Origin of the sequence: Colwellia sp. MB3u-8, from assembly GCF_014076985.1 — a bacterium.
GTDB lineage: Bacteria > Pseudomonadota > Gammaproteobacteria > Enterobacterales > Alteromonadaceae > Cognaticolwellia.
The window spans coordinates 23973-46967 of sequence record NZ_JACGVA010000059.1 but is presented as its reverse complement, the minus strand read 5'-3'; the positions used below and the strand labels follow the sequence as shown (position 1 = coordinate 46967).

Below are 22995 nucleotides of genomic sequence, written 5' to 3'. Positions count from 1 at the left end.
CCGTTAGGCTGCTGGGCTATCTTGTCCCATAAACTTAGCAAGCATTCTTGCTAAAGTACTGCGCATTTCACGGCGGTCAACAATGATGTCAATTGCGCCTTTCTCTTTTAAGAACTCACTGCGCTGAAAACCTTCAGGTAGTTTTTCACGTACCGTTTGTTCAATAACGCGCGGGCCGGCAAAACCAATCAATGCTTTGGGTTCAGCCACGTTAATATCACCTAGCATCGCCAAACTTGCTGAAACACCACCCATAGTTGGATCGGTTAATACTGATATATATGGTAAACCTTTTTCACTCATTTTTGCTAAAGCTGCACTGGTTTTTGCCATTTGCATTAATGAAAACAATGCTTCTTGCATACGCGCACCGCCACTAGCAGAAAAACAAACAAAAGGTACATTATTTGCTAAACAGTACTCAACACCTTTAACAAAACGAGCTCCAACAACAGACGCCATTGAGCCACCTAAGAAGCCGAATTCAAATGCAGCAACAACAATAGGTTGCCCATGTAATTCACCTCTCATTACCACCAAGGCGTCTTTTTCACCGGTACTTTTTTTCGCCGCTGCAAGACGATCTTTATAGCGTTTTGAGTCTTTAAACTTGAGAATATCTTGTGCTTCAAATTCTTCACCTAGCTCGACTCGCTCGCCTTGGTCAAGAAAACCGTCAATGCGTTTACGTGCAGAAATTCGCATGTGATGATCACACTTTGGACAAACCGACATCTGTCGGTCTAACTCAATTTTATATAGAACCGCGTTACAGCTAGTACACTTACTCCAAACACCTTCTGGAATATTTCTTTTTTGTGTCGACTTTGCTTTTGGGAGAATCTTTTCAATCCAGCTCATAATATATTTTTGCCTATACACGAAAGATCTAATAATTGTTTAAAATACAACCACTAAATATAAAATTTTTGCTAATACTATGAATTAAACCATAGAACACCTATATAATTATAGGAAAAACTGGTCTGTTTACTTCTAATGCTTGATTATAGTAAAAACAAGGGTCCTGGGTTACGTTTTGGAATGCCAAACTCCTCAGGGTAATCAACATCAACAAAGTATAGTCCAGCTGATGGTGCTGTAATACCAGCAACACAACGATTTTTTGCTTCTAATACTTCTTTGAGCCAACTAACGGGTTTTAGTTCCTGACCCACTTTCATCAAACTACCGGCAATATTTCTCACCATATGGTGTAAAAACGCATTGCCCTTAACATCAATAATAATAAACTCACCTTGGCGAGAAACATTACAATGATGCAAGGTACGTGTTGGAGAATGTGATTGACAATGCACCGTTCTAAACGAAGTAAAGTCGTGTTGACCCACCAAATATTGTGCGGCTTGATGCATTAAATTTTCATTAAGTGGAAAATGACAAAAGCTAATACCTGAACTTAAAATCGCTGACCGTAACCGATTGTTATTAATAATATAACGATAACGTCTAGCCGTTGCACTAAAGCGCGCATGAAAGTCATCATTAACCTCTTTCACCCAAGATACCGCAATATCTTTTGGTAGGTTAGTATTAACGCCTAGTGTCCAAGCAACATCTTTACGGACTTTATCAGTTTCAAAATGAATGACCTGATTAGTCGCACTGACCCCAGTATCGGTTCGGCCTGCGCATACTACCTCAATGGGTTCATTTGCTATTTTTGATAAAGCCTTTTCTAATGACTCCTGCACACTAATAACATTCTTTTGTCTTTGCCAACCGTAGTAGTTACTACCATCGTATTCTATGCCTAAAGCGTAACGCATTTTATCCTCCACTGCTAAGATCACGACATTATCTATTATTTTACTGATTATTACCAAGTGACTATTGGGTAATGACCAATAAAATAATGAATTATACTCATTTGATGAATTAAGTGAGCACCTTTTTCATGCAGAAAAATGGATAAATACCAGGTATAAAATTTAATCAGTAGTTATGCTACTTATAAATTTTATAACGCCATAGTTGTTCATTTTAACGTCAGCGTCTAGTAAGAAACAACTAGTTAAATGTTACATTCCAAGGTATCAGTGGCTCAATGTCAGTCGGGTTTTGACTTAGTTGCTCAAGAAGTTTTTCCACTCATCAAAAGCTTTACTAGACATAAGTTGCTCCAATGAATGAAAGGGAAGTAACTTTAGAATGAAAGATTAACCAGGGAGATGTGCAGGTTGCCAGGCGCTGACGATAAAGGGTTATAATTTTGATTATTAAAATAAAAATAAAAATAAAAAAAAGGCGCATAGGGCGCCTTTAGATATTTATTTTTCTCATCAATAGACCACTTGTATTAGGTCAATAGTTACCCGTTATCCTTGAAACTGCAGCCTTGCTAGGATGCCAATCACATAGTTTATCTCTTCTCATAGCACTCACTTGCTCATCGCCTAACGGTATGTCTGCTGCTTTTTGGGATATTATATTAACGTTGTAGTTCAGCGCTTTAGTTCAGCGCTTTAGTTCAAGGTTTTAGTTTAACGCTTTAATTCAACATAGCTAAGCGGTTTTGCTGAGTCTGCTCTTTTTCAACGTAAGTAAACCATTGTTTTGCCACTTTGCTCGTTTCAGCATAACTAATGGCTTGGGTTAAGGAAGTTAGCGCCTGATCATATTTTTTTAAATTAAATTGCGCCATACCCACCACTAAATACATAGTGCCCGTTGAGGACAGGCCGCCGCGAGCTATGGCTTTTTTTGCGGCATCTTGCGCAAGTTGCCAATGCTCAGTATTTAAATAAGCTTGCGCTAATTGCGCATCAAAAACACCCGTTTCAGCAATGCTAGACGCTTGTTGCAATACCGGGATCGCTTTATCATCTTCTTTCGCCATTAGGTAAGCTTGTGCTAACAAGTTAAAATATTTTTCTTTTGCACTCACTTGCCCGTTGTCAATGGCTTCATTTAACAAGTTGGCCGCCTTGTAGGGTACGTTATGATAAAGATATAACTGTACTAAAGAAATAATATCATTGGGTTTGGTAATAAAGTCATTTTGCCAAGCCGCTTCCATGACCGCTAACTGCTTAGCTTCTTCACCAATTTCTCCGTACATGGCCGCCAGTTGTGGCCAATATTCAGCTTTATTGTAATAACGTACCAGTTGTTCCATTACCTTAGTGACTTGCTTTGGTTGTTTTAATTCAAAATACGCAGCGCGTTGCAATATCAGCCAATTTTCTGCGGGTAGATCATTTTTAGCTAAAGCCTGTGCTATGGCGCTGTCAATATGGCTAATACTGGATTCATATTGCTTGTCTTGGTAAAAAATCTGAGCAAACAATAAATCTTGACCTGACGTTAACGCTTTTTTATTAACACTTTGCCATTGCTTGAGATAACCCAAAGCTTTGGGATAATTATTTTGCTGCATTGCCAACTGTGCCAGTGAATATAAAGTGGATAGGTAAAGACTGTCTGGGATCCCTTCTTCACGCACCACCTTTTCAAAGCTAGTCATAGCTAATGCGGTATCGTTATTACCATATTGCATAAAACCGTAAAAGTTCCAGAGCATGGCCCTTTCATACGAATTTAAGCTATCAAGACGTGCTTTAACTTGGTCTAAAATCTCAAATCCGCCAATTTCATCACCTTCATCGGCCTGTTTTTGTGCTCGTGCTAGCTGGCTGTAAACCCGATCTCGCATGGCTGGCACTATTTTAGATTGCCTTGTTGCAGAAGTTGAATCCGCTGCTTGAGCTATGCCAATATCGATAAAACCTGTGATATTTACCAGTACCGGAGCAAGATATAACAAGCCAAGACTTAATAGCAATAAGGGTGTTTTATTCATGAGTATTTATCCTAAGTTAATCATTCACATTATCTTGAGCTTACCGATTTTAAAGCTACGGCTTTTAAACTTACCTTTTATATCAGTGCGTTAACCGTCAATTTGAAAAGTGATTTTGTTTTGCACGCCGGCCACCGCCATCGCCTCACCATCAACGACTCTAGGTTTATATTTAAACTTCAATACCGCATCCATTGCAGCGCGGTCAAATAAACTTTCAGGATTTGCTTCAACTACCACAGGGTCTTTAACCGAGCCATTTTTAGTGACGGTAAATTCAACAATAACGTAACCCGCTATGCCCCTAGCCTGTGCGCGCCTTGGATAAATCGGGGCCACTTTAACAATCGGTAAATAATCGCCGTCACCGCTGTCTAAACTTAAGCCCCCGCTTAATCCTGCATCAATTTGAATGTCAGCAGCAAAGCTGGTGCTTAACGTTTCGCTATTGGGATTATTTTGCTGCATTTGCGGTGCAACCATAGGTGGTGGTGGTTCTTTCGGCTTGGCGGGTTTTTGTGGTTTACGCTCTTTCTTTAGCACCTGTTCATCTTTTTTTAAGCGAATAAAATCAAGAACATTACCTCGTGGTGCTTCGGTCATGGCTTTGTTACCACCCACGATAAGTGCTTGCATACTCCAAAGTAATAAAAAGGTCATAACGACAGCAAGCAGCAAAGCAATACCGTAACGACTAGTGTGCGAAACCATGATTAGCCCTCTTGCGCCGCAATGGAAACGTCATAAACACCCGCAGCGCGAGCAGAGTCCATGACTTTAATTAACACGTCTGTGGTCGCTTTTTTATCCGCTTGAATAACCACAGTGCCTTGCGGATTTTCAGCTTTTAAGCGCTCAATGTTAGCTTGTACCGAACGGACATCAACGTGACGTTTGTTGATCCATATTTCACCTTTGTCACTAATGGCCACTAAAATATTAGCGCGCTCTTTTTTTACTGCGGTAGCGGCTTCAGGACGATTTACCTCAATGCCCGCTTCTTTAACGAATGAAGCAGTAACAATAAAAAAGATCAGTAAGATAAACACCACATCCAACATAGGTGTCATGTCAATTTCTACGTTATCATCGGTATTTTGTTGTAATTTTGCTAATTGTGAACGCATAATATTCCTCAAATGTCGTTTTCGTGAGTCACTCTTGTTGTGCCAACATGCTCTGCCAACGTGGTGCCAATACTTAGTTAACGAATTATCTAGTGCTTATTGCCATACTATCTTCAAGCAATTCAGTTTCACGCTTGGCATAACTTTTCAGCCATGTGACCGCAAAGACCCCAGATAATGAACCCACCATGCCGGCCATGGTTGGGATAGTGGCACGCGACACCCCAGAGGCCATGGAACGCGCATTACCACTGCCTGAAATAGACATAACATCAAACACTTCAATCATACCGGTTACCGTACCAAGCAGACCTAATAAGGGACAAATCACCACTAAGCTTTGGATCAGAACCAAATTATTGTTTAATGCCGCTGAGCCGCGAGATATCAACGCGGTTCGAATTTGTTCTGCGTGCCAGGATTTTTGCTCACTGCGCCCTTGCCAATTTGCTTGTAACTTTTTTTTGGTCTCTTTATAGCCAAAATATACAAAGGCAAAACGTTCAAAAATGAATAACCACATCAAACAAATAACCCAAGCAATCACAGTCAACACCAGACCGCCAGTGTCCATAAATTCACTGATTACGTTCATCATTTCCATGAACCAAATCATGTTTACGCTCCTTTTTCCGCACGTTCGGCAATTATTCCAGCACTTTGCAGTTGCAACACATTGATAATGTTGCGGCTACGAGAGTTTAATAGCGCGAAGATAAATACCATAGGAATAGCAACCACTAGACCTAACACTGTGGTCACTAGCGCCTGTGAAATACCGCCTGCCATCAATTTAGGATCGCCGGTACCAAACAAAGTAATGGCTTGGAAAGTATTTATCATCCCAGTCACTGTGCCCAATAAACCTATGAGTGGCGCAACCACTGAAATAATTTTTATTAAGGTTAATTTGCTGGATAGTTTTGGCACTTCACGCAATATTGACTCAGAAAGTTTTAGTTCGAGGGTTTCAGTATCCGCCGTTGGATTTTGTTCTTGAACCAGCATCACACGGCCAAGCGGATTATCACTTGATGCCTGATCAGATTTAAGTTGGCGATTGACTTTAGCGCCAGTAAGAAAAAGACTGATAAAACGTTGTATAGCAATCAATAAACCAATCAAACCAAGACCTAAAATAACGTAACCTATAGCACCACCTTGTTCGATACGCTCTTGCATGTCAGGTGCCTGTACTAATAAACCTAATATTGAGCCGCCAGTGGGGTCGAGTGCAAACGGCACCAGGTCACCATCACTGTGACTTAAGGCTGTTGTAGTGGTTAAAAAGCGTTCAGAGGGTTGTCTGATAAGTTCGGCGACCGTGCCAGTTTCATTAATATATTCAAGGTATTTGCCATCGGCTATCAAGTTAAAACCACCGACCCGGGTAATTTCCTGGTTTACTTTTGTGCCATTAGCAATAACCACTTCGCGGGTAAATGGCTGAACTTTGCCGCTTTCAGTCATTTCACGTTGTAATTCAAACCATAAACGTTCAATTTCTTCAATCGATGCCAGTTTCGATGTTGAGCCCATGCTTTGCGCAAACTCATCTAAGAATTCACCACGGCCTTCAAATTGTGCTGAAATGACCGAGGTTTCAAACTTACTTCGGGTATCACCCGCTACTTGCTGTAATACCCCGAACAATTCTTTTAATTCGCCTAGGCTTTTATTGAGGGCGTCACTTTTATCCGCCAGCGCAAGCTCGTTATTTTGAAAGTTTTGCTCAAGCTGGTTACTTAAATCAATTTGCTCATCGCGCTGTTTACTTGCCTGCACCAGTAATTGGTCTTGTTCGCTTAACTTTGCCTTAAACTGGGCTTCTCGTGCTTTATTTTGTGAGTTTTGAGTGATTTGTCCGGCGGCCACTTGAGCCAACAAATCATCTAAATCAGCCGCTGGTTTTGCAAAAACAGTCGTTGCCATTGCCGTAACCAACAGGGTGCTTAATGCCAATACTCGGCAAGAAAATGGTTTTTTAATTCGCTTCATTATATGTTCCTATATTCCTATTGGTTGGCGACTAATTGACACTGTTTTGGTTTGCTGAGGTGCTATTAACAAGTAATGGCACTAAGACCAAATCAGGGGCAAGTTGTTTGCGCGCAATACGCAGCGCTTTGTTAACACCCAAACGGTAATCACCCGGCAGTGTTTTCCAGCTTTGACTTGTCTGGTCCCAACGCCCTAAATGATTACCATCACGCGTTTGATACACCAAACTTATCCGGCCAATGCGCAAAAAGTCGACGTCGCGCTCACTCCCTTCAACCTCAAGTAAACCCGAATAGGCTTCAATAGTGCGACCGTAATCCACTTCCACCTGATAGGCTGATAACACTCGACGAAATTTTTCAGATACAGAAACATCGGCGCGATTAAGCATGTTATTTAAACTCGCAATACGCTCACTGCGCTCTATAGGTAAAAATGGTACATCTAAATTTACAAACTCAGCCAAAGTAGAAATCATTCGCGACATCAAGGGTGAAACCTGACGTTCGATAATACTGACCTGATTCATCGACTGAGCAATTTGCTGTAATTCAATCAGCTGATTCGAGGTCTGGCTTTGCATTTGTTGGTTGTAAACATTTAACCCCTGAATTTCCTTATTAACAGTTTTAAATTGCTGTAATTTACTCAAGGTCTTATCACTTAACTTATTGATCTGTAACTGTGACTGACTCGCCGTTTTATTGAGCTGTTTACCTGCTTTAACAACGTCAGTAAGTTCAGCGCTTTGGGCGTTGACTTGACTAACAAATAACGAGCAGACCAATGTACTTGAACTAATAAGCAAGTTAAGTTGCGCCTTTAGAGATGTTTTCATAATAAAACCTACTTAGTGCGGTTAATGCTAAAAGTGGTAGACAATCACTTAGTCTTGAGGTGTTTGTTTACCGTTATTACTATGAGGCGCAGCTTACTTACCTATTGTGACAGTCAGGTTGCAGTAATATTTCATCTTTGTTAAATGACAAAAATATGATTTTTTTCTTATAGTTAGAACACACCAATCAAAAAAAATTGTGGATAAGTTTCTGCCATAGTTTGCAAACATAATTTACACCCTTAACTTACCCGCATAAAAAAAGGCCACCGAAGTGACCTTATGAATTAAAAACAAGTATGACGCTTAAATTAGAAATCCCATTTTAACGACAAGTCTACCCCGACACCCCGAGACTCGCTGCGTAACAAGGTATCTTCAAAGATAATTTCTTTTTCTTTGTCTAACAAGTTCTTAACTTTGAACTTAACCGTTGAGGAATACGTTGGATAATAAGTGTAAATAAAGTCCAACGAATGGAATGGCTGCTCATAAGCATCATCTTTTTCATCAATACCTGGAATGATAATGCGTGCACCAGAGACGTTATACGCTAAAGTCGCCGAATGGTTACCGTTAGGCGCGTCGTAACCCAAATTTAAGTTGACCACGTATTTAGAGTGGCCTGTCATGCGTCTAATTGGGTTAGTGACGGTAGTCGAAACACCCGTTTGCTCCACCACTTTTTGAGTGTCTATGGTGATTTCAGAGTCACTTAAGGTCAGGTTACCCGATAAGAAGAAACTTTCAGCCCACGGCCCGATGAAATTAAAGTCTTTCAAAAACTCCATTTCAATCCCGTACACTTCGCCCTTTTCCGCATTAGCGATTCGGATCAATGGCGGACCATCTTGAGAGGGTGATTGCACCGCTTCTATTGGGTCGATCATATCTTTGTAAAACAGACCAACCGACAAGTTTTCACCGCTGTTTAAATACCATTCCCAACGCAAATCATAGTTTTTCACCTCAGTACTAGTGACGCTAGGCGTACCACCAATAGGGAAACCTGTGAGTGGGTCAAGGTAAGTTGCCGGCGCTACTTCACGAATATCAGGACGCACGGTAGTTTCACCATAAGAAAAGCGATATTGCATTTCAGTGTCCGGAATATAGGTTAATGCCAGCGCCGGATAAAAGCCTTGTTCAGCAAAGGCAAGTTTCTCTAAATCTGTGGTGGTTGGCTGTAAAGGTAGATCAAATTTTCCGGTTGCTGGGTCTAACGGTGCCACCACTTGACGGAAATCTTCCCAACGCACGCCACCACTAACTCGCCAGCGATTATTGAAGAAAAAATCAGCTTCAACATAATAAGCATCCACTAACTGTGCGGAATAATAATCATCACCAGCCACAGAAGTATCGCGAATAATTTGCTCATTGCCGCGCAGTGGTTGATTGAGTATGACCTCATCGGTCAAAATACTGTTCAGTTGACTACCCGTTAAATCAAGCGCATCGAACGCCAACGTATTCACGTCGACTCTGCGGGCAAGTGCATCTCGTGATTTTTCTACAAAATCAGCACCCATTTTTAATTCAACGTCCAATTGTTTGAAGTACAGCGGTAACGACAGGTTAAAACCATAGTTTTCAACTTTGTCATTCAGGTCTTGAAAACTGTATCGAGAGGCTGTGGTAGCTTTGCGCAGTGAACTTTCATTAGCGATATCAAACAAACCATCTTGGTTAACATCTGACAGAATATAACGGGTGGAAATATTACCCGGCGCATAACGATTCGAACGGGCATTTGAGTATTTCCAGTCCAGCCCTATGTTCCACAGCGCAGGGAAGTTGTGAGTACCGCGCACCTGATTAGCCAACATTTGGCGCTCTTCATAATTCACTTCGGTATCGCGTACCCGCAAGCCATCACTTAATAATACGTTGTTGGTATTACCGAACTTTTCTTTTATTTCATCACGAGTATCACGCAACACTAATGAGCTAAAATCAAGGCGGTGATTTTGGTTATATTCAATGCCAAAATTGAACATACCTGAAAATTTAACCGAATGTTCGGTGGCATCCACTTTATCGAAACCGCGTACTAATGACCAGATACCATCACCTTGATTGGTAAAGTCTTGCCCTTCATATTGCTTAGATACTTGCCATTGATTGTCATAAGACAAGGCCGCCAAATAGCCAAAGCGAAAATTGTTATAGCTAAAACTGTTCCCCAAGGTCGCATCAAGACCAAAATCAGGGGCTACGGTATCGACTACCGGGTCGTAGTCACGGTTAAGGTCAGCGGCAATTTGGCGATTTTCCTCTTGCGAAATACCATTGAGTGCAGTGTAATTGCCCCATAATTGCTTTAATGCTGCCGGTGCTGCGCGGGTACCATCATCTTTGCCACGCCAGTCGTTGCCTCCGCCTTGATAACCAAAGCCTTCGCCAATATTGTCAGTATTACCACCAAAATTTCCCGCCAAACTAAAGATAAAGTCTTTGGGAATGGTTTTTAAGCGAATATCAACATTACCGCCACCAAAATGGGCTGGCATAGACGGCGAGTAAGATTTTTGTACCGATAAAGACTCTATGATAAGTGCAGGGAACAAATCCAATGGGATAATAGTTCTGGTGGGATCTGGACTAGGCACAGCGGCACCGTTTAGCTGGGTGCTGGAGTAACGCTCCCCCAAACCACGCACGTAAATAAATTTGCCATCAACTAGCGTTAAACCGGTAACACGTCTAAGCGCCGCGGCGGCATCACTGTCACCCGTTCTTGATATTTGCTCTGCCCCTAGAATATCAGCAATAAACGCCTGATTTTTTCGCTCTGCAATGACAGCGCTGGCAGTCCCTTTTAAGCGACTGGCTTTAACAACGACTTCTTCAATGGCGGCGTTTTCGAGTGCATTGTTAGTCACTTGGTCGCTAACTTCAGTGTCAGATGTAACCACTTGCTCGGTTGTTTCTTGCCCAGAGGCCTGCAAAGCAATCAAACTGCTTAGCACGCCAAGCGCTATCTGTGATAAAGAGAAACGGTTTGATTTATTTTTCATTTTTAACCTCATATGAATGGCTGTCCATCAATAGGAAAAGCTGCTTATTCGCAAACGGCGAGTTAAGTAGCATGGCATTAAAGTTAATAACAAATGCCCTAATTAATGTTGCCGCCAACAAGTCTGTTAGCGGCAATGTTTAGATTATTAACAACTTATTCTAAACCTACAGTCCATCCTTGAGTCCAATCGTTGTCAGCAGTAACCGCACCTATATGGCTGGCATTATTGAAGAACGCATGACCGGTAAAATCTTTAGCCGTTGTAGTATCTGTGGTAAAGATACCGTTAACCACATCGGTCATACTCGCGGCGGTACTGTTATCAGCATTACTGTTTAATACCCAATCACTAGTGTTTAATAACACTGAGCCATCGGCCGCTTTTGCATTTTTGAAATTCTCGCTACAGGCAAATACTGAGTTAGCAATCACGGTTTCGCCCGCAACGGCTTGGTCAACCGTCACTGAAGAGGTATTGCCACCTTCAATTTCAAAACACTCACCCATATCTGCTGTACCAGTTACCACAAAGTTAAAAAGCTGAGCTTTAGTGCCTTCGCGTAAATAAACCCCTTCAGAGTCACTCGACGTACCTTGATAGTTATTGCCGATAATAGTCATATTGGCGATCGTTGGGTTAGACTGTGGCAGCTTACTTGGATTTGAACCATCGTTATCCGCTTCAATAGCACGGTTTGCTGGGCCATTGTCTGGATTTGCTTTTACCAAGACATATTGCAGATTACCGCGAAAACCATTATCCCAGTCCAAAGCATCATCTTGGTTTGAGGTTAATACTAAGTATTTCGCATTAACTGTGCCACCGAAGAATTCAACACCATCGTCAGCATTGTCATTAACTTGCACGTATTCAACTGTTGTGCCTGAGCCCACACCACCAAAGGTGATACCGTTCAATTCGTTATCTGGCGCAATTTCATAACCCGCGTGGTTAACCACTACATAACGTAAGGTGCCCGAGCTGTCGCTGTCATCGCTGCCGCCAAATACCGCACCTTCTTCAGCACCTTCCACTTGTAATGAACAGGCACTGCCATCGGTAGGACACTTATTGGATTGAGCATTACCTAACAAGACTAAACCGCCCCATTGCCCGGCTGATGTCGCTTCGCCTTTGAGGTCTTCACTTGAAGTGAAGGTGATGGGCTTGCTTTGACTGCCGTTGGCTTGAATTTTTGAATCACGGCTTACTACTAAATAATCCGCACCTGAACGGCCATAAAGTGTCGTACCTGCTTCTATGGTTAATACCGCAGAATCCGCTTTGTCGTTACCCACAAATACTGGACCATTTAATGCGTAAATATTTTTCGCCGTTAAGGTTAAATCCGCAGTAAGGTGACCGGTAAGTTGACAGGTGGTCGTGACACCGTCGATAGGAGAAATGGCGCTAGTACCTGTTGGACAACCTTGAACTTCGGCTGCGGCGGTAACTACGCCACCACCAAAACCAAATGCCCAGCCTTGACGCCAATCATTAGTGCTTGATATTGCGCCAATGAAATCAACTGAGTCAAAAAATCCGTCTTGGGTGTTTGCTACATTTTGACCCGCCCCCACTAAGGGTGAATTACTATCAGGCTGACCGCTTTCATCTAACAAGATTGAGGTACTGATACTGTTTGAAGACTCAGCCGAGAACCAAGCTTCAAGGTCTAACAGCACCGAACCGTCGGCTGCTTTTGAGTTTTTAAAGTTTTCACCGTTGTTACAAGCCATCACCACGTTTTGCATGACTATTTTGGCGCTATTGGCATTATCAACAGTCACCGATGAGGTGCTGCCGCCTTCAAATTCTAAACATTCACCCATCTCGCTTGGGCCAGTAACCACAGTATTGAATATTTTTGCTGCTGTACCTTCGCGTAAATAAATACCTTCAGAGTCGTTTGCTGTGCCTTTGAAATTATTACCAACAATAGTTAAATTTGCTAACGTTGGATTAGACTGTGGTTCAATATCAGGATGTGAGCCGTTGTTATCTGCTTCAATGCCACGGTTGCCTGGGCCTGAATTTTTGTCTTGTTCAATATAAGCAAACTGAATTTTACCCCGAAAACCATTATCCCAGTCGATGCTATCGTCTTGGTTGGCAGTTAACACTAAATGTTTAACTTGCACTGCACCACCAAAAAACTCAACCCCGTCATCCGCGTTTGAGTGCACTTGCACGTAATCAACTCTGGTGCCTGAACCAACACCACCAAAAGTGATACCGTTTAATTCGTTATCTGGGGCAATTTCATAGCCAGCATATTTTACGACTACATATTTTAATATACCTGAATTGTCTTCCCAGTCAGTACCACCAAATACCGCGCCTTCTTTAGCGCCTTCAACTTGCAATGAACACGCGCTGCCATCCGTTGGACATTTATTGGTTGGTGCATTACCTAACAAAACTAAACCACCCCATTGACCAGCGGCGGTTGATTCGCCGATAACATCTTGCAGTGAGGTAAAGATAATAGGTTTTGTACTTGTGCCGCTGGCATCAATTTTTGCGTCGCGATGCACAACTAAATAATCACCACCTGACTGACCAAATAATACTACCCCTGGCTCGATAGTTAAGGTGGCGCCCGCATTCACCTCTAGTGGACCACTAATCGCATAAAAAACCGGTGCACCATTGGCAGAGGCAACAAGCGTCATATCTTCGCTAATGTCACCATCTAAGGTTTGTACATTAACATCAAAACCAATGACTTGAGAAACTTGACCACTCAAGGCTGAGTTAGTTTTGCCAGGTAAAGCCATATCAATAGGGGTGCTTGGCGCTGGATTATTGATAACACTGTCTCCAGCAGAATTATCAACATCGGATGATAAATTAATATCTCCACCACAACCGGTTAATATTAGCGCGCCTGCAATGGTACTTATTTTGAATAGGTTTTTTATGTGCATCTAGCTGTGCTCCGTAGAAAGTAGTTGAAAAATTTAAGTGTCAATAAATTATTTTGGCTATCGTACGGTTGATAAATGACAGCAATACGTTATTTTTGTGTACTTAATGTGACAGCAATGTGACTGTCAAAGAGGAAAGCGAATAAATAACGGCTGAACGGAACACAAAGGAACGGAAAAATATAGCTCACCAGGAGCTGTTATAGGGTCATTCAATCAATTTATTGGTTACTTAATGGTGAGCGTCTGGCAATCGACACCTCACCAAGTTTTACATTCCAGGGTACCAGTGGATTAATATCAGTAGGGTTTTGACTTAGTTGCTCTGCTGTGTACATTCATATAGTTTATCAATTGGCATCATGATTAGTTTCCTCATGAGTTTTAAGATAAGAGCTTTAAGATCAGAACTTTAAATCAGAACGTTAAATCAGAGTGTAAACGGCTATATGCCTGCTATTGAAGCCGTGGCTCTGCCGATAAAAGGATCAAAAAAGGCTGCAAATTGCAGCCTTTTTACCCAAGCTAAAATGCTATATCTTAGTTAGTCTTTTAGCTTGTCTAATAATTGCTGTGCATCAGATTGTTGTGGTGCATCACCCTGTTTAATAACATCAAGTAAAATCACTTCGGCGTTCTCGTCATCACCCATCTCAATATACACCTTAGCCAAATCTAATTTTGCCACAATACCATTGTCATCATCAATATCGTCTTCGCTGAGATCACCTGAAAATTCAGGAAATTCATTCAGACCAACATCAATATTCATTTTTTCATAAGGTTCACTTGGCTCACCATCTGATAGACTATTGAATAACAAAGAATCTACAGAAATAAAATCTTTATCTGCAGTTTTGTTATCCGATTTATCTTTTGCTAGCGCTTTATCTTCCTCAACTGTCTCTAGGTCATCACCTATGTCAAAGTCGTCACCTATGTCAAAGTCATCATTGGCATCAACATCATCACTGGCAGGTGGACTACTTTCTTCTTCAATATTCGCCAATAAGTCATCAAAATCTAAGTTATCAAGCTCTTTCATACCATTAACTTCTTCAGCGTTGCTCTTTGTAGTGTTTTTAGCAGCACTCGGTGCGCTGTTTTCATTACCAGAGAGTAAATCAGCTAAGACATCGCTATTCGTAAAATCTGGTGATAGTTCCACCCTATCACCACTATCTTTTTCATCATTGAGCAAGTTTGCTAAAGTTGATTCGTCAAAGTCGCCAGATAATGCTGAAAAATCTTCTTCGTCAGTAGTACGGCTAGCTTGCTCTGCCACTTTATTTTCAGTGTCTTCACTGAGTAAATCACTCGCCAATTCGCTATCAGATTCTTTATCAAATAGTCTAGTATCAAGAATATCATCACCAATATCTAATGGTGCGTCACTCGCTTCAGGAGTTTGATTGACTTCATCAATCAGAGTGTCAATATCGAAATCAAAATCATCTGAAATTTCTTCGCTGTTGGCCGTTGAATTTTCAGTTTGACTCTCTGTGTCAGTTTGACTCTCTGTATTTGTATTTATTTGCGGCTCAACAACCTCTACTTCTTCAATACTTTCATTCGTTTGTTCACTAAAGTCAGTATCTAAAAAGGATTGCACATATTCATCAGTAAAATTATTAATCAGTGCTCTATTTTCATTATCTGATGGAGCTGAAGTATCAATATCGTCATTACTGATATCCTCACTTGCTAATGCTGTAGCCGGATTACTTGTTGTTGCTGTTGCATCAGGGTCTGATGCTTCACTGCTAGCATCTTCGCCCGTATCATTTATTGCATCTAACAAGGCATCAATATCATCAGGGTCTGATAATTCACTGCTATCTTCTTCACCCGTGTCATTTATTGCGTCTAACAAGGCATCAATATCATCAGGGGCTGATATTTCATTACTATCTTCTTCACCTGTATCATTTATTGCGTCTAACAAGGCATCAATATCATCAGGGGCTGATATTTCACTGCTAGCTTCTTCACCTGTATCATTTATTGCGTCTAACAAGGCATCAATATCATCAGGGTCTGATATTTCACTACTATCTTCTGCACCCGTGTCATTTATTGCATCTAACAAGGCATCAATATCATCAGGGTCTGATAGTTCACTGCTAGCATCTGCACCCGTGTCATTTATTGCATCTAACAAGGCATCAATATCATCGGGGTCTGATATCTCATTATTCTCTTGTGCTGTAGTCTCTTCTACTTTTTGGTTATTGGCTGCTGACGTATCACTTTCATCATTTATCGAGTCTACCAGTGCATCAATATCTTCAGGGTCTGATACCTCATTAGTCTCTTCTGCTGCAGTCTCTTCCACTTTTGGGTTATTGGCTGCTGATGTATCACTTTCATCATTTATCGAGTCTAGCAGTGCATCAATATCATCGGGGTCTGATACTTCATTAGTCTCTTCTACTGCAGTCTCTTCCACTTTTGGGTTATTGGCTGCTGACGTATCACTTTCATCATTTATCGAGTCTAGCAGTGCATCAATATCATCGGGGTCTGATACTTCATTAGTCTCTTCTGCTGCAGTTTCTTGCACTTTTGGGTTATTGGCTGCTGATGTGTCACCTTCGTCATTTATCGAGTCTAGCAGTGCATCAATATCATCGGGGTCTGATACCTCATTAGTCTCTGCTGCAGTCTCTTCCACTGTTGGGTTATTGGCTGCTGATGTATCACCTTCGTCATTTATCGAGTCTAGCAGTGCATCAATATCTTCGGGGTCTGATACCTCGTTAGTCTCTGCTGCTGCAGTCTCTTGCACTGTTGGGTTATTGGCTGCTGATGTATCACTTTCGTCATTTATCGAGTCTAGCAGTGCATCAATATCATCGGGGTCTGATACCTCATTAGTCTCTTCTACTGCAGTCTCTTCAACTTTTGGGTTATTGGCTGCTGACGTATCACTTTCATCATTTATTGAGTCTTCTAATGCATCAATGTCATCAGTACTTGATACTTCACTTGTCTCTTCTGGTGCCGTATTTTCAGGTTCTGATACTTCACTCATATTTTCACTGGCGGTATCCAACAAAGCGTCAACATCTTCTGGCTCGCTCAGGGTTTCAGTCTTGTCACTTGCTGTTGGCTCACTTTTCGTACTTTCAGCACTCTCAGCCAATATATTATCTAATTCACTTTGATCAATTTGGTCTGAATCAAGCTTAGTATCATCGTCCGTACTGGGTTCGTCTTCTAATCCTGCAAACAAGGAGTCTAAATCGCCTTGGTCTAACTGACCACCGTCTAAGGCTTCACCTTCAACAATTTCATCATCTAAAGCAATAGTTTCCGATTCATTGTCTACAGAAACATCTTCGAGCTCGTCTAAATCGTCTAAATCTTCGATCTTGTCTAAATCGTCTAAGTCATCGGAAAATAAATCAGCATGATCTTCATCATTCTCTGATAAATCTATTGATAACTCATCGTCGAGTGACAGTTCATCAAGCGCTAATTCATCGTCTACAGTTTTAGGCTCTTGCTCATTTGTCGGTTTAGTTGTCGGTTCAACGATTTTGTCTTTTGTTGTAGGCACAACATTTTCGCCATTTGCTTTACGTCGGTATAAAAAAGTTAAAAATAACAACACTAATATGGCGGGTAAGGTTGCCATTAACACAACAAACCAGGTACTTGACATCAAGCTACCTTCTTCGAGATCAGCTTTTTGTTTTTCTAATAATAAAGCTTGCTCTCTAGCTTCAGCTTTTGCCAGTAAAGCTTGTTGCAGTGAGATCATATCGTCCATCTGCACTTTTATTTCTTTGCTTTTAGCGACTTCGTCCTGCATAACACCCAGTTGGTCAGTAAAGCTAGTAAGGCGTTGACGTAATGCTTCATTTTCTTTTAATAGACTTTGTAAGCCATCGATTGAGTCTAAAACATCATTTTGAATAGTGGCGAATCTTTGCTGTTGAGAACTGTCTATCGCTTGTAACTGCACATTGATTTCTGATTTAGCATCATCTAAGTCTTTTTTATTCACCGAGGTTTCTTCTGACGACCGCACTTTGTTAGGGGCTACTTTCAGCATTTTCTTTTGCCAAGCTTTATCATCACTAAGTGATTTTTGTTGTGCGCCTTCAGGATTAATGGCTCTCATTGCTGCAATTGAGGGGATTTTTAAATACTGGCCACTAATCATGTGATTTAAATTTTTATCTTTAAAAGAGTCAGGATTGTTTTCATACAGTGCTTGCATCACTTGATAAACAGACAAACCTGAGTCTGGCCGCACTTGCAGCGCAATATTCCATAACGTATCTTTGCCTACAATCGGGCCATAACGGTCATAAGGAAAAGCATCTGTCGATTGTGGGCCACGAATACGTATACCGTCGTCAGCAGAAATAGGCAGACTAAAACAGCTAATGCTAATAATAAGTACCTGCCATAGGCACAGGCGTAACAATGTTTGCATTAAAATTTCCTATTTATAATAATTATGCGCCAATACAATGACGGGACCCAGCTATGAAGTTTTAAAGCAAAAATTATTCCAGTTCTTAATCATTGCTGCTAGGTAATTGGATAAATGCTCGTTAATTTTCACTATATTATCAAATTAACGCGACAATGCTTATCTTATCGTTAATTTAATAAAAGTTAAATAATACCAAGTTGTAATATCAGGTTGATTGACTACCTGTTCATTTTTAAGGCTTAAAATGAAAAACTACGGCGTTATAAAATTTATAAGGTGAATAACTACTGACTAAATTTTATGCCTGGTATTTAGCTATTTTTCCTGATGAAAAGCTCATCACTTATTTAATCAAATGGGTATACTATAAAAACAAAAAACCCGACGTTTATGATAACGACGGGTTTTCAAGTTTCTTTAGTAAAGCTATTACTTAGTTACTTAGCGCTTAATACTCGCTAAGGTGATCTTTAATTAATAACTCAGCAATTTGAACGCTGTTTGTTGCGGCACCTTTACGTACGTTATCGGCAACTATCCACATATTAATACCACTGTTGTGGCTAATGTCTTCACGAATACGACCAACAAAAGTTTCATCTTTACCGCTAGCATCAGTAATTTGCGTTGGAAAGTCTTCATCTTTGTGACAAACCACTATACCTGGCGCTTTGCTCAGTAACTCTTTGACTTCTTCAGCTGAAATGGGTGAGTTGGTTTCAATATGTAATGATTCACCGTGACCAAAAAATACCGGTACACGCACAGCTGTTGGGTTAACCATGACACTATCGTCGCCCAATATTTTCTGGGTTTCCCAAACCATTTTCATTTCTTCTTTGGTATAACCATTTTCAAGAAATACGTCAATTTGTGGAATAACATTAAAAGCAATTTGACGAGAGAAATTTTTCGGCTCTACCGGTTTGCCACACAGTAAGTCCGCAGTTTGCTTGGCTAACTCGTCCATAGCGGCTTTACCACCACCTGAAACTGACTGATAAGTACAAACATTTACCCGTGAAATACCTACGGCATCATAGATAGGCTTTAATGCCACCATCATTTGAATGGTTGAACAATTCGGGTTAGCAATAATATTGCGGTTACGATATTCAGCTAGTGCTTGTGGATTAACTTCCGGTACGACTAATGGAATATCAGCGTCATAGCGAAACTCAGAGGTATTATCGATAACAATACAGCCATCATTAGCCGCTATTGGCGCATACTTTGCCGATATTTCACCGCCAGCCGAGAAGAAACCAATTTGTGCTTGGCTCCAATCAAAATTGTCGGCATCTAAAACTTCAATACTCTCACCCTTAAAGTCAATAAATTCACCCGCTGAACGAGCGCTCGCTAATGGGTAGAGCTTATTAATGGGAAAGTCGCGCTGTTCTAGTATTTCAATAATTGTTTTACCAACTAAACCCGTTGCCCCTAGTACGCAAACATCAAATTTCTGTGCCATGTTCCTCTCTCTTTTTATCCAGTTTATTTATTAAAGCCAAGCTGATGTGGCACATCTAAACTCAACGCGTTATTCAAGTTGACGGTTATTGACGAAAACTCCCGGCGAGTCGGGTAAGTTTTACGAATATGGTCAAATCCTTGAAGTTTAATTTGTTGACGAAAAATTGCATCGTCACGCCTAACATCGTATACCATTTTTACTAGCTGGTTTAACAGTATTTCATCAAATTCTTGTTTAATTTCAATAGTGCCAATTGCCGATATCGGTAAAAAGTCAGCCAGCTGCTTATTTGGCAAAATATCTAGTTGGCGACATAATGCCCGATAGAGAATTTCTGTGCCACGAGCTTTTCCTTCTAAGCTATAACCAGCAATATGCGCGGTGCTAATGTCACAATACGCGATTAAAGCGGATAATATCTTAGGTTCATTTTCCCACACATCCAGTACCAGCTTTAACGTATGTCCTTGCTGCTTGATTTTCAATAAAGCGGCATTGTCGATAACTTCACCCCGACAAGCATTAATCAATATTTGGTTAGCTTTAAATTGAGCTAATCGGCCGGCATCCAATAAATGATAAGTGGCATGTGGGCCGGTGCGAGTTAACGGCACGTGTAGCGAAACCACGTCGCAATTTAACGCTTGCTCAAGCTCAACAAAATTTCGTTTATCCGCTGAATTTTCAGCGAGTAAAGGGTCACATAAAACATGCTTAATATTTAAAGCCGTTAACTTCTCACTTAACCTTGAACCGGTATTACCTGCGCCAACAATACCGACGGTTAACCCTGATAAGGTGATTAAATATCGCTCCGCTAATACGACTAGGGCACTCAGGACATATTCAGCGACAGACACGGCATTGCAACCCGGTGCAGAATAAAAGTTAACCCCTCGTTCGGCTAAATAGTCTTGATCTATATGATCAACGCCAATGGTTGCTGTACCGACAAAACTTAAATTTTTATTATCTTGCAACAAGGCTTCATTGACTTTAGTGATTGAACGCACTAATAACACGTCAGCATCACTGATATCTGCTGCCGACAAATCGCGGCCAGAAAATGGTGTTAACACACCTAAATCAGCAAAAAATTCCGCCGCAAACGGCATATTTTCATCATAAAAAATATTCATTTAGCGTTTCCAATTCATCAGAAAGTCATAAAAGCATGACGACAGGGTATTACGCCGTTAATGTGACTTTCTTAATATAACTTTCTTTTTCAATTTTTGTTACTTCAACCGTAATGACCGCCTCTTCAATACCCAAGCGTTCAAGTTGATTGCTAACACTGTCAGTCAGGTTTTTACGCTGTGATAAATCACGCCCTGATAATATTTTTAAATTAACATGGACAAAGACTTGCTCAGCACCCGGCAGATAAAAGTCATCATAAGCACATGCTCGAACTTTAATATCAGCTGCCGTAAATAATTCACTTTGGTTTACACCTTTATAAACAGCATGCATTAGCTGTTCTACGGGTAAACTTTCAATAATTTTTGCAGAATACTCAACAATACAATGAGGCATAATAGGCAGACACAATTAATAACAGACAAGATAGCTATTGTAACGAAAATCTAAGCTAAAAAGAATATCGATGGCTAGGTTATTTAGCCAATTTTCTAATACTTTAGGCTTAAATCTATTTTAGCAAGTTATATATGCTGACATAGATCTAGGTCACTAGGCTAATGTCGGACTAGTGTAGGTTTAGTGTAGGTGTAATGTAGGAGTAATGACCAAGCACTATTAATGCTGTGCAGCCATCGATATCGTGACTTAGCTTTTTTCGCAAGCATAAAAGCTAACTATGCTTCAACATACAAAGAGGTACTCATACCTAAAAAGCGGGATGTCTAAGAGCGGTCATGTGATCGCACCATGCCATTGTCCTGAAGATAAAAAGTACTGAAGATAAAAAAGCCGCTAAAATTAGCGGCTTGATAAACAGTTTGGGCTAAAAGCCAATTAACGCGGTTTTATTTATACTTTTGCATAACCAGTGTGGCGTTAGTGCCACCAAAACCAAAGCTGTTTGACATCACTAAGTTCAGCTCCATATCACGCTTTTCGGTAACTATGTCTAAGCCTTCAGCTTTTTCATCTAAGGTATTGATATTAATAGATGGCGCAACAAAGCTATGTTCCATCATCAATAATGAAAATATCGCTTCATGAACACCAGCGGCACCCAAAGCATGACCTGTCATGGCTTTAGTGGCACTAATGGCTGGAGAATCATCACCAAATACCGCTTGAATCGCACCAAGCTCTTTAACATCACCTACTGGCGTAGAGGTGCCATGGGTATTTAAATAATCAACTTTCGCGTCAACACCCTGCATGGCTTGTTGCATACAACGAATAGCGCCTTCACCACTTGGCGCCACCATATCAAAGCCGTCTGATGTGGCACCGTAACCCACAATCTCAGCGTAAATATGTGCGCCACGCGCTAAGGCGTGCTCAAGCTCTTCAACAACAACCATACCGCCGCCACCTGAAATAACAAAACCGTCACGGTCTGCATCATAGGTGCGTGAAGCTAGCTCAGGTGTATCATTGTATTTAGAAGATAACGCGCCCATGCCGTCAAACATCATAGCTAATGACCAATGAACTTCTTCACCGCCACCAGCAAATACCACATCTTGCTTACCTAATTGAATCAGCTCAGCCGCGTGACCAATACAATGCGCACTGGTAGCACAAGCCGAACTAATTGAATAGTTAACGCCTAAAATTTTAAACGGTGTGGCCAAACAGGCAGAAATGGTGCTCGACATAGTTTTTGGTACCGCATAAGGCCCAACACGTTTAACGCCTTTTTCACGCAGTATGTCAGCTGATTTAACGACGTTTTCTGAAGAAGCACCACCAGAGCCCGCCACAATGCCTGTGCGGAAATTTGAAACTTCATCTGGTGTTAATTTTGAATCTTTAATCGCTTGATCCATGGCTATGTAAGCAAAAGCTGAAGCTTCACCCATAAAGCGTAAGGCTTTACGGTCAATGTAATCTTTTACTTCAATGTCAGGTTTGCCCCAAACTTGACTACGCAAACCCATTTCAGCAAAACTTTCAGAACGGGTAATACCTGAACGCCCTGCTTTTAACGACGCTAATACTTCTTCTGTATCATTACCAATACTTGATACAATACCTAATCCGGTGATAACTACACGTTTCATATTAATAACCATATTCAATTAAAAAATCTGGGCGTATCATACATACTTTTGCCCCCTATACTGGTCTGTCCAGCGTACACTTGTACACTGAATGTTTTCATTTTATACCAGTATTTTGTAATA

General features: G+C 41.0%; 15 protein-coding genes. All 15 read right to left on the bottom strand.

Annotation, left to right across the window (positions count from 1 at the left end):
- Positions 1–3 precede the first annotated feature (3 nt).
- The 15 genes from accD to fabB all read right to left on the bottom strand — a co-directional run bounded on the left by accD (position 4) and on the right by fabB (position 22872).
- The gene (gene accD, locus H4J54_RS06930; protein ID WP_182190181.1) at positions 4–861 is read right to left on the bottom strand and encodes an acetyl-CoA carboxylase, carboxyltransferase subunit beta; all 858 of its coding nucleotides are present in this window, start codon (positions 859–861) and stop codon (positions 4–6) included.
- A gap of 146 nt (positions 862–1007) precedes the next feature.
- A complete protein-coding gene (truA, locus tag H4J54_RS06925) occupies positions 1008–1790 on the bottom strand; it encodes a tRNA pseudouridine(38-40) synthase TruA (RefSeq protein ID WP_182190180.1) in 783 nt (260 codons plus the stop codon).
- Positions 1791–2512: 722 nt separating this feature from the next.
- Positions 2513–3823 (bottom strand): lipopolysaccharide assembly protein LapB, encoded by a 1311-nt coding sequence (locus tag H4J54_RS06920; RefSeq protein WP_182190179.1) that lies wholly within the window; start codon positions 3821–3823, stop codon positions 2513–2515.
- Positions 3824–3913: 90 nt separating this feature from the next.
- Positions 3914–4534 (bottom strand): energy transducer TonB, encoded by a 621-nt coding sequence (locus tag H4J54_RS06915; protein ID WP_182190178.1) that lies wholly within the window; start codon positions 4532–4534, stop codon positions 3914–3916.
- A gap of 2 nt (positions 4535–4536) precedes the next feature.
- Positions 4537–4950, bottom strand: coding sequence for a biopolymer transporter ExbD (locus H4J54_RS06910; protein WP_182190177.1), 414 nt, complete (start codon positions 4948–4950; stop codon positions 4537–4539).
- Positions 4951–5035: 85 nt separating this feature from the next.
- A complete protein-coding gene (locus H4J54_RS06905; RefSeq protein WP_182190176.1) occupies positions 5036–5566 on the bottom strand; it encodes a MotA/TolQ/ExbB proton channel family protein in 531 nt (176 codons plus the stop codon).
- Between the two features lie 2 nt (positions 5567–5568).
- On the bottom strand, positions 5569–6948 hold the full coding sequence (locus H4J54_RS06900) for a MotA/TolQ/ExbB proton channel family protein (protein ID WP_182190175.1): 1380 nt from the start codon (positions 6946–6948) through the stop codon (positions 5569–5571).
- A gap of 31 nt (positions 6949–6979) precedes the next feature.
- The gene (locus tag H4J54_RS06895) at positions 6980–7789 is read right to left on the bottom strand and encodes a DUF3450 domain-containing protein (RefSeq protein WP_182190174.1); all 810 of its coding nucleotides are present in this window, start codon (positions 7787–7789) and stop codon (positions 6980–6982) included.
- Positions 7790–8100: 311 nt separating this feature from the next.
- Entirely contained in the window at positions 8101–10809 is a 2709-nt protein-coding gene (locus H4J54_RS06890; protein ID WP_182190173.1) for a TonB-dependent receptor domain-containing protein, read from the bottom strand.
- Positions 10810–10964: 155 nt separating this feature from the next.
- Complete coding sequence (locus H4J54_RS06885) at positions 10965–13742, bottom strand: hypothetical protein (protein ID WP_182190172.1); 2778 nt, start codon at positions 13740–13742, stop codon at positions 10965–10967.
- Between the two features lie 544 nt (positions 13743–14286).
- A complete protein-coding gene (locus tag H4J54_RS06880; protein ID WP_182190171.1) occupies positions 14287–18189 on the bottom strand; it encodes a FimV/HubP family polar landmark protein in 3903 nt (1300 codons plus the stop codon).
- A gap of 451 nt (positions 18190–18640) precedes the next feature.
- Positions 18641–19666, bottom strand: coding sequence for an aspartate-semialdehyde dehydrogenase (locus tag H4J54_RS06875; protein WP_182190170.1), 1026 nt, complete (start codon positions 19664–19666; stop codon positions 18641–18643).
- Positions 19667–19689: 23 nt separating this feature from the next.
- Positions 19690–20808, bottom strand: a complete 1119-nt coding sequence (locus H4J54_RS06870) for a 4-phosphoerythronate dehydrogenase (protein ID WP_182190169.1) — start codon at positions 20806–20808, stop codon at positions 19690–19692.
- Positions 20809–20857: 49 nt separating this feature from the next.
- The gene (locus tag H4J54_RS06865) at positions 20858–21208 is read right to left on the bottom strand and encodes a 5-carboxymethyl-2-hydroxymuconate Delta-isomerase (protein ID WP_182190168.1); all 351 of its coding nucleotides are present in this window, start codon (positions 21206–21208) and stop codon (positions 20858–20860) included.
- A gap of 452 nt (positions 21209–21660) precedes the next feature.
- Positions 21661–22872 carry a beta-ketoacyl-ACP synthase I gene (fabB, locus tag H4J54_RS06860; RefSeq protein ID WP_182190167.1) on the bottom strand — a complete coding sequence of 404 codons (1212 nt, stop codon included), beginning with the start codon at positions 22870–22872 and terminating at the stop codon, positions 21661–21663.
- Positions 22873–22995: the final 123 nt, after the last annotated feature.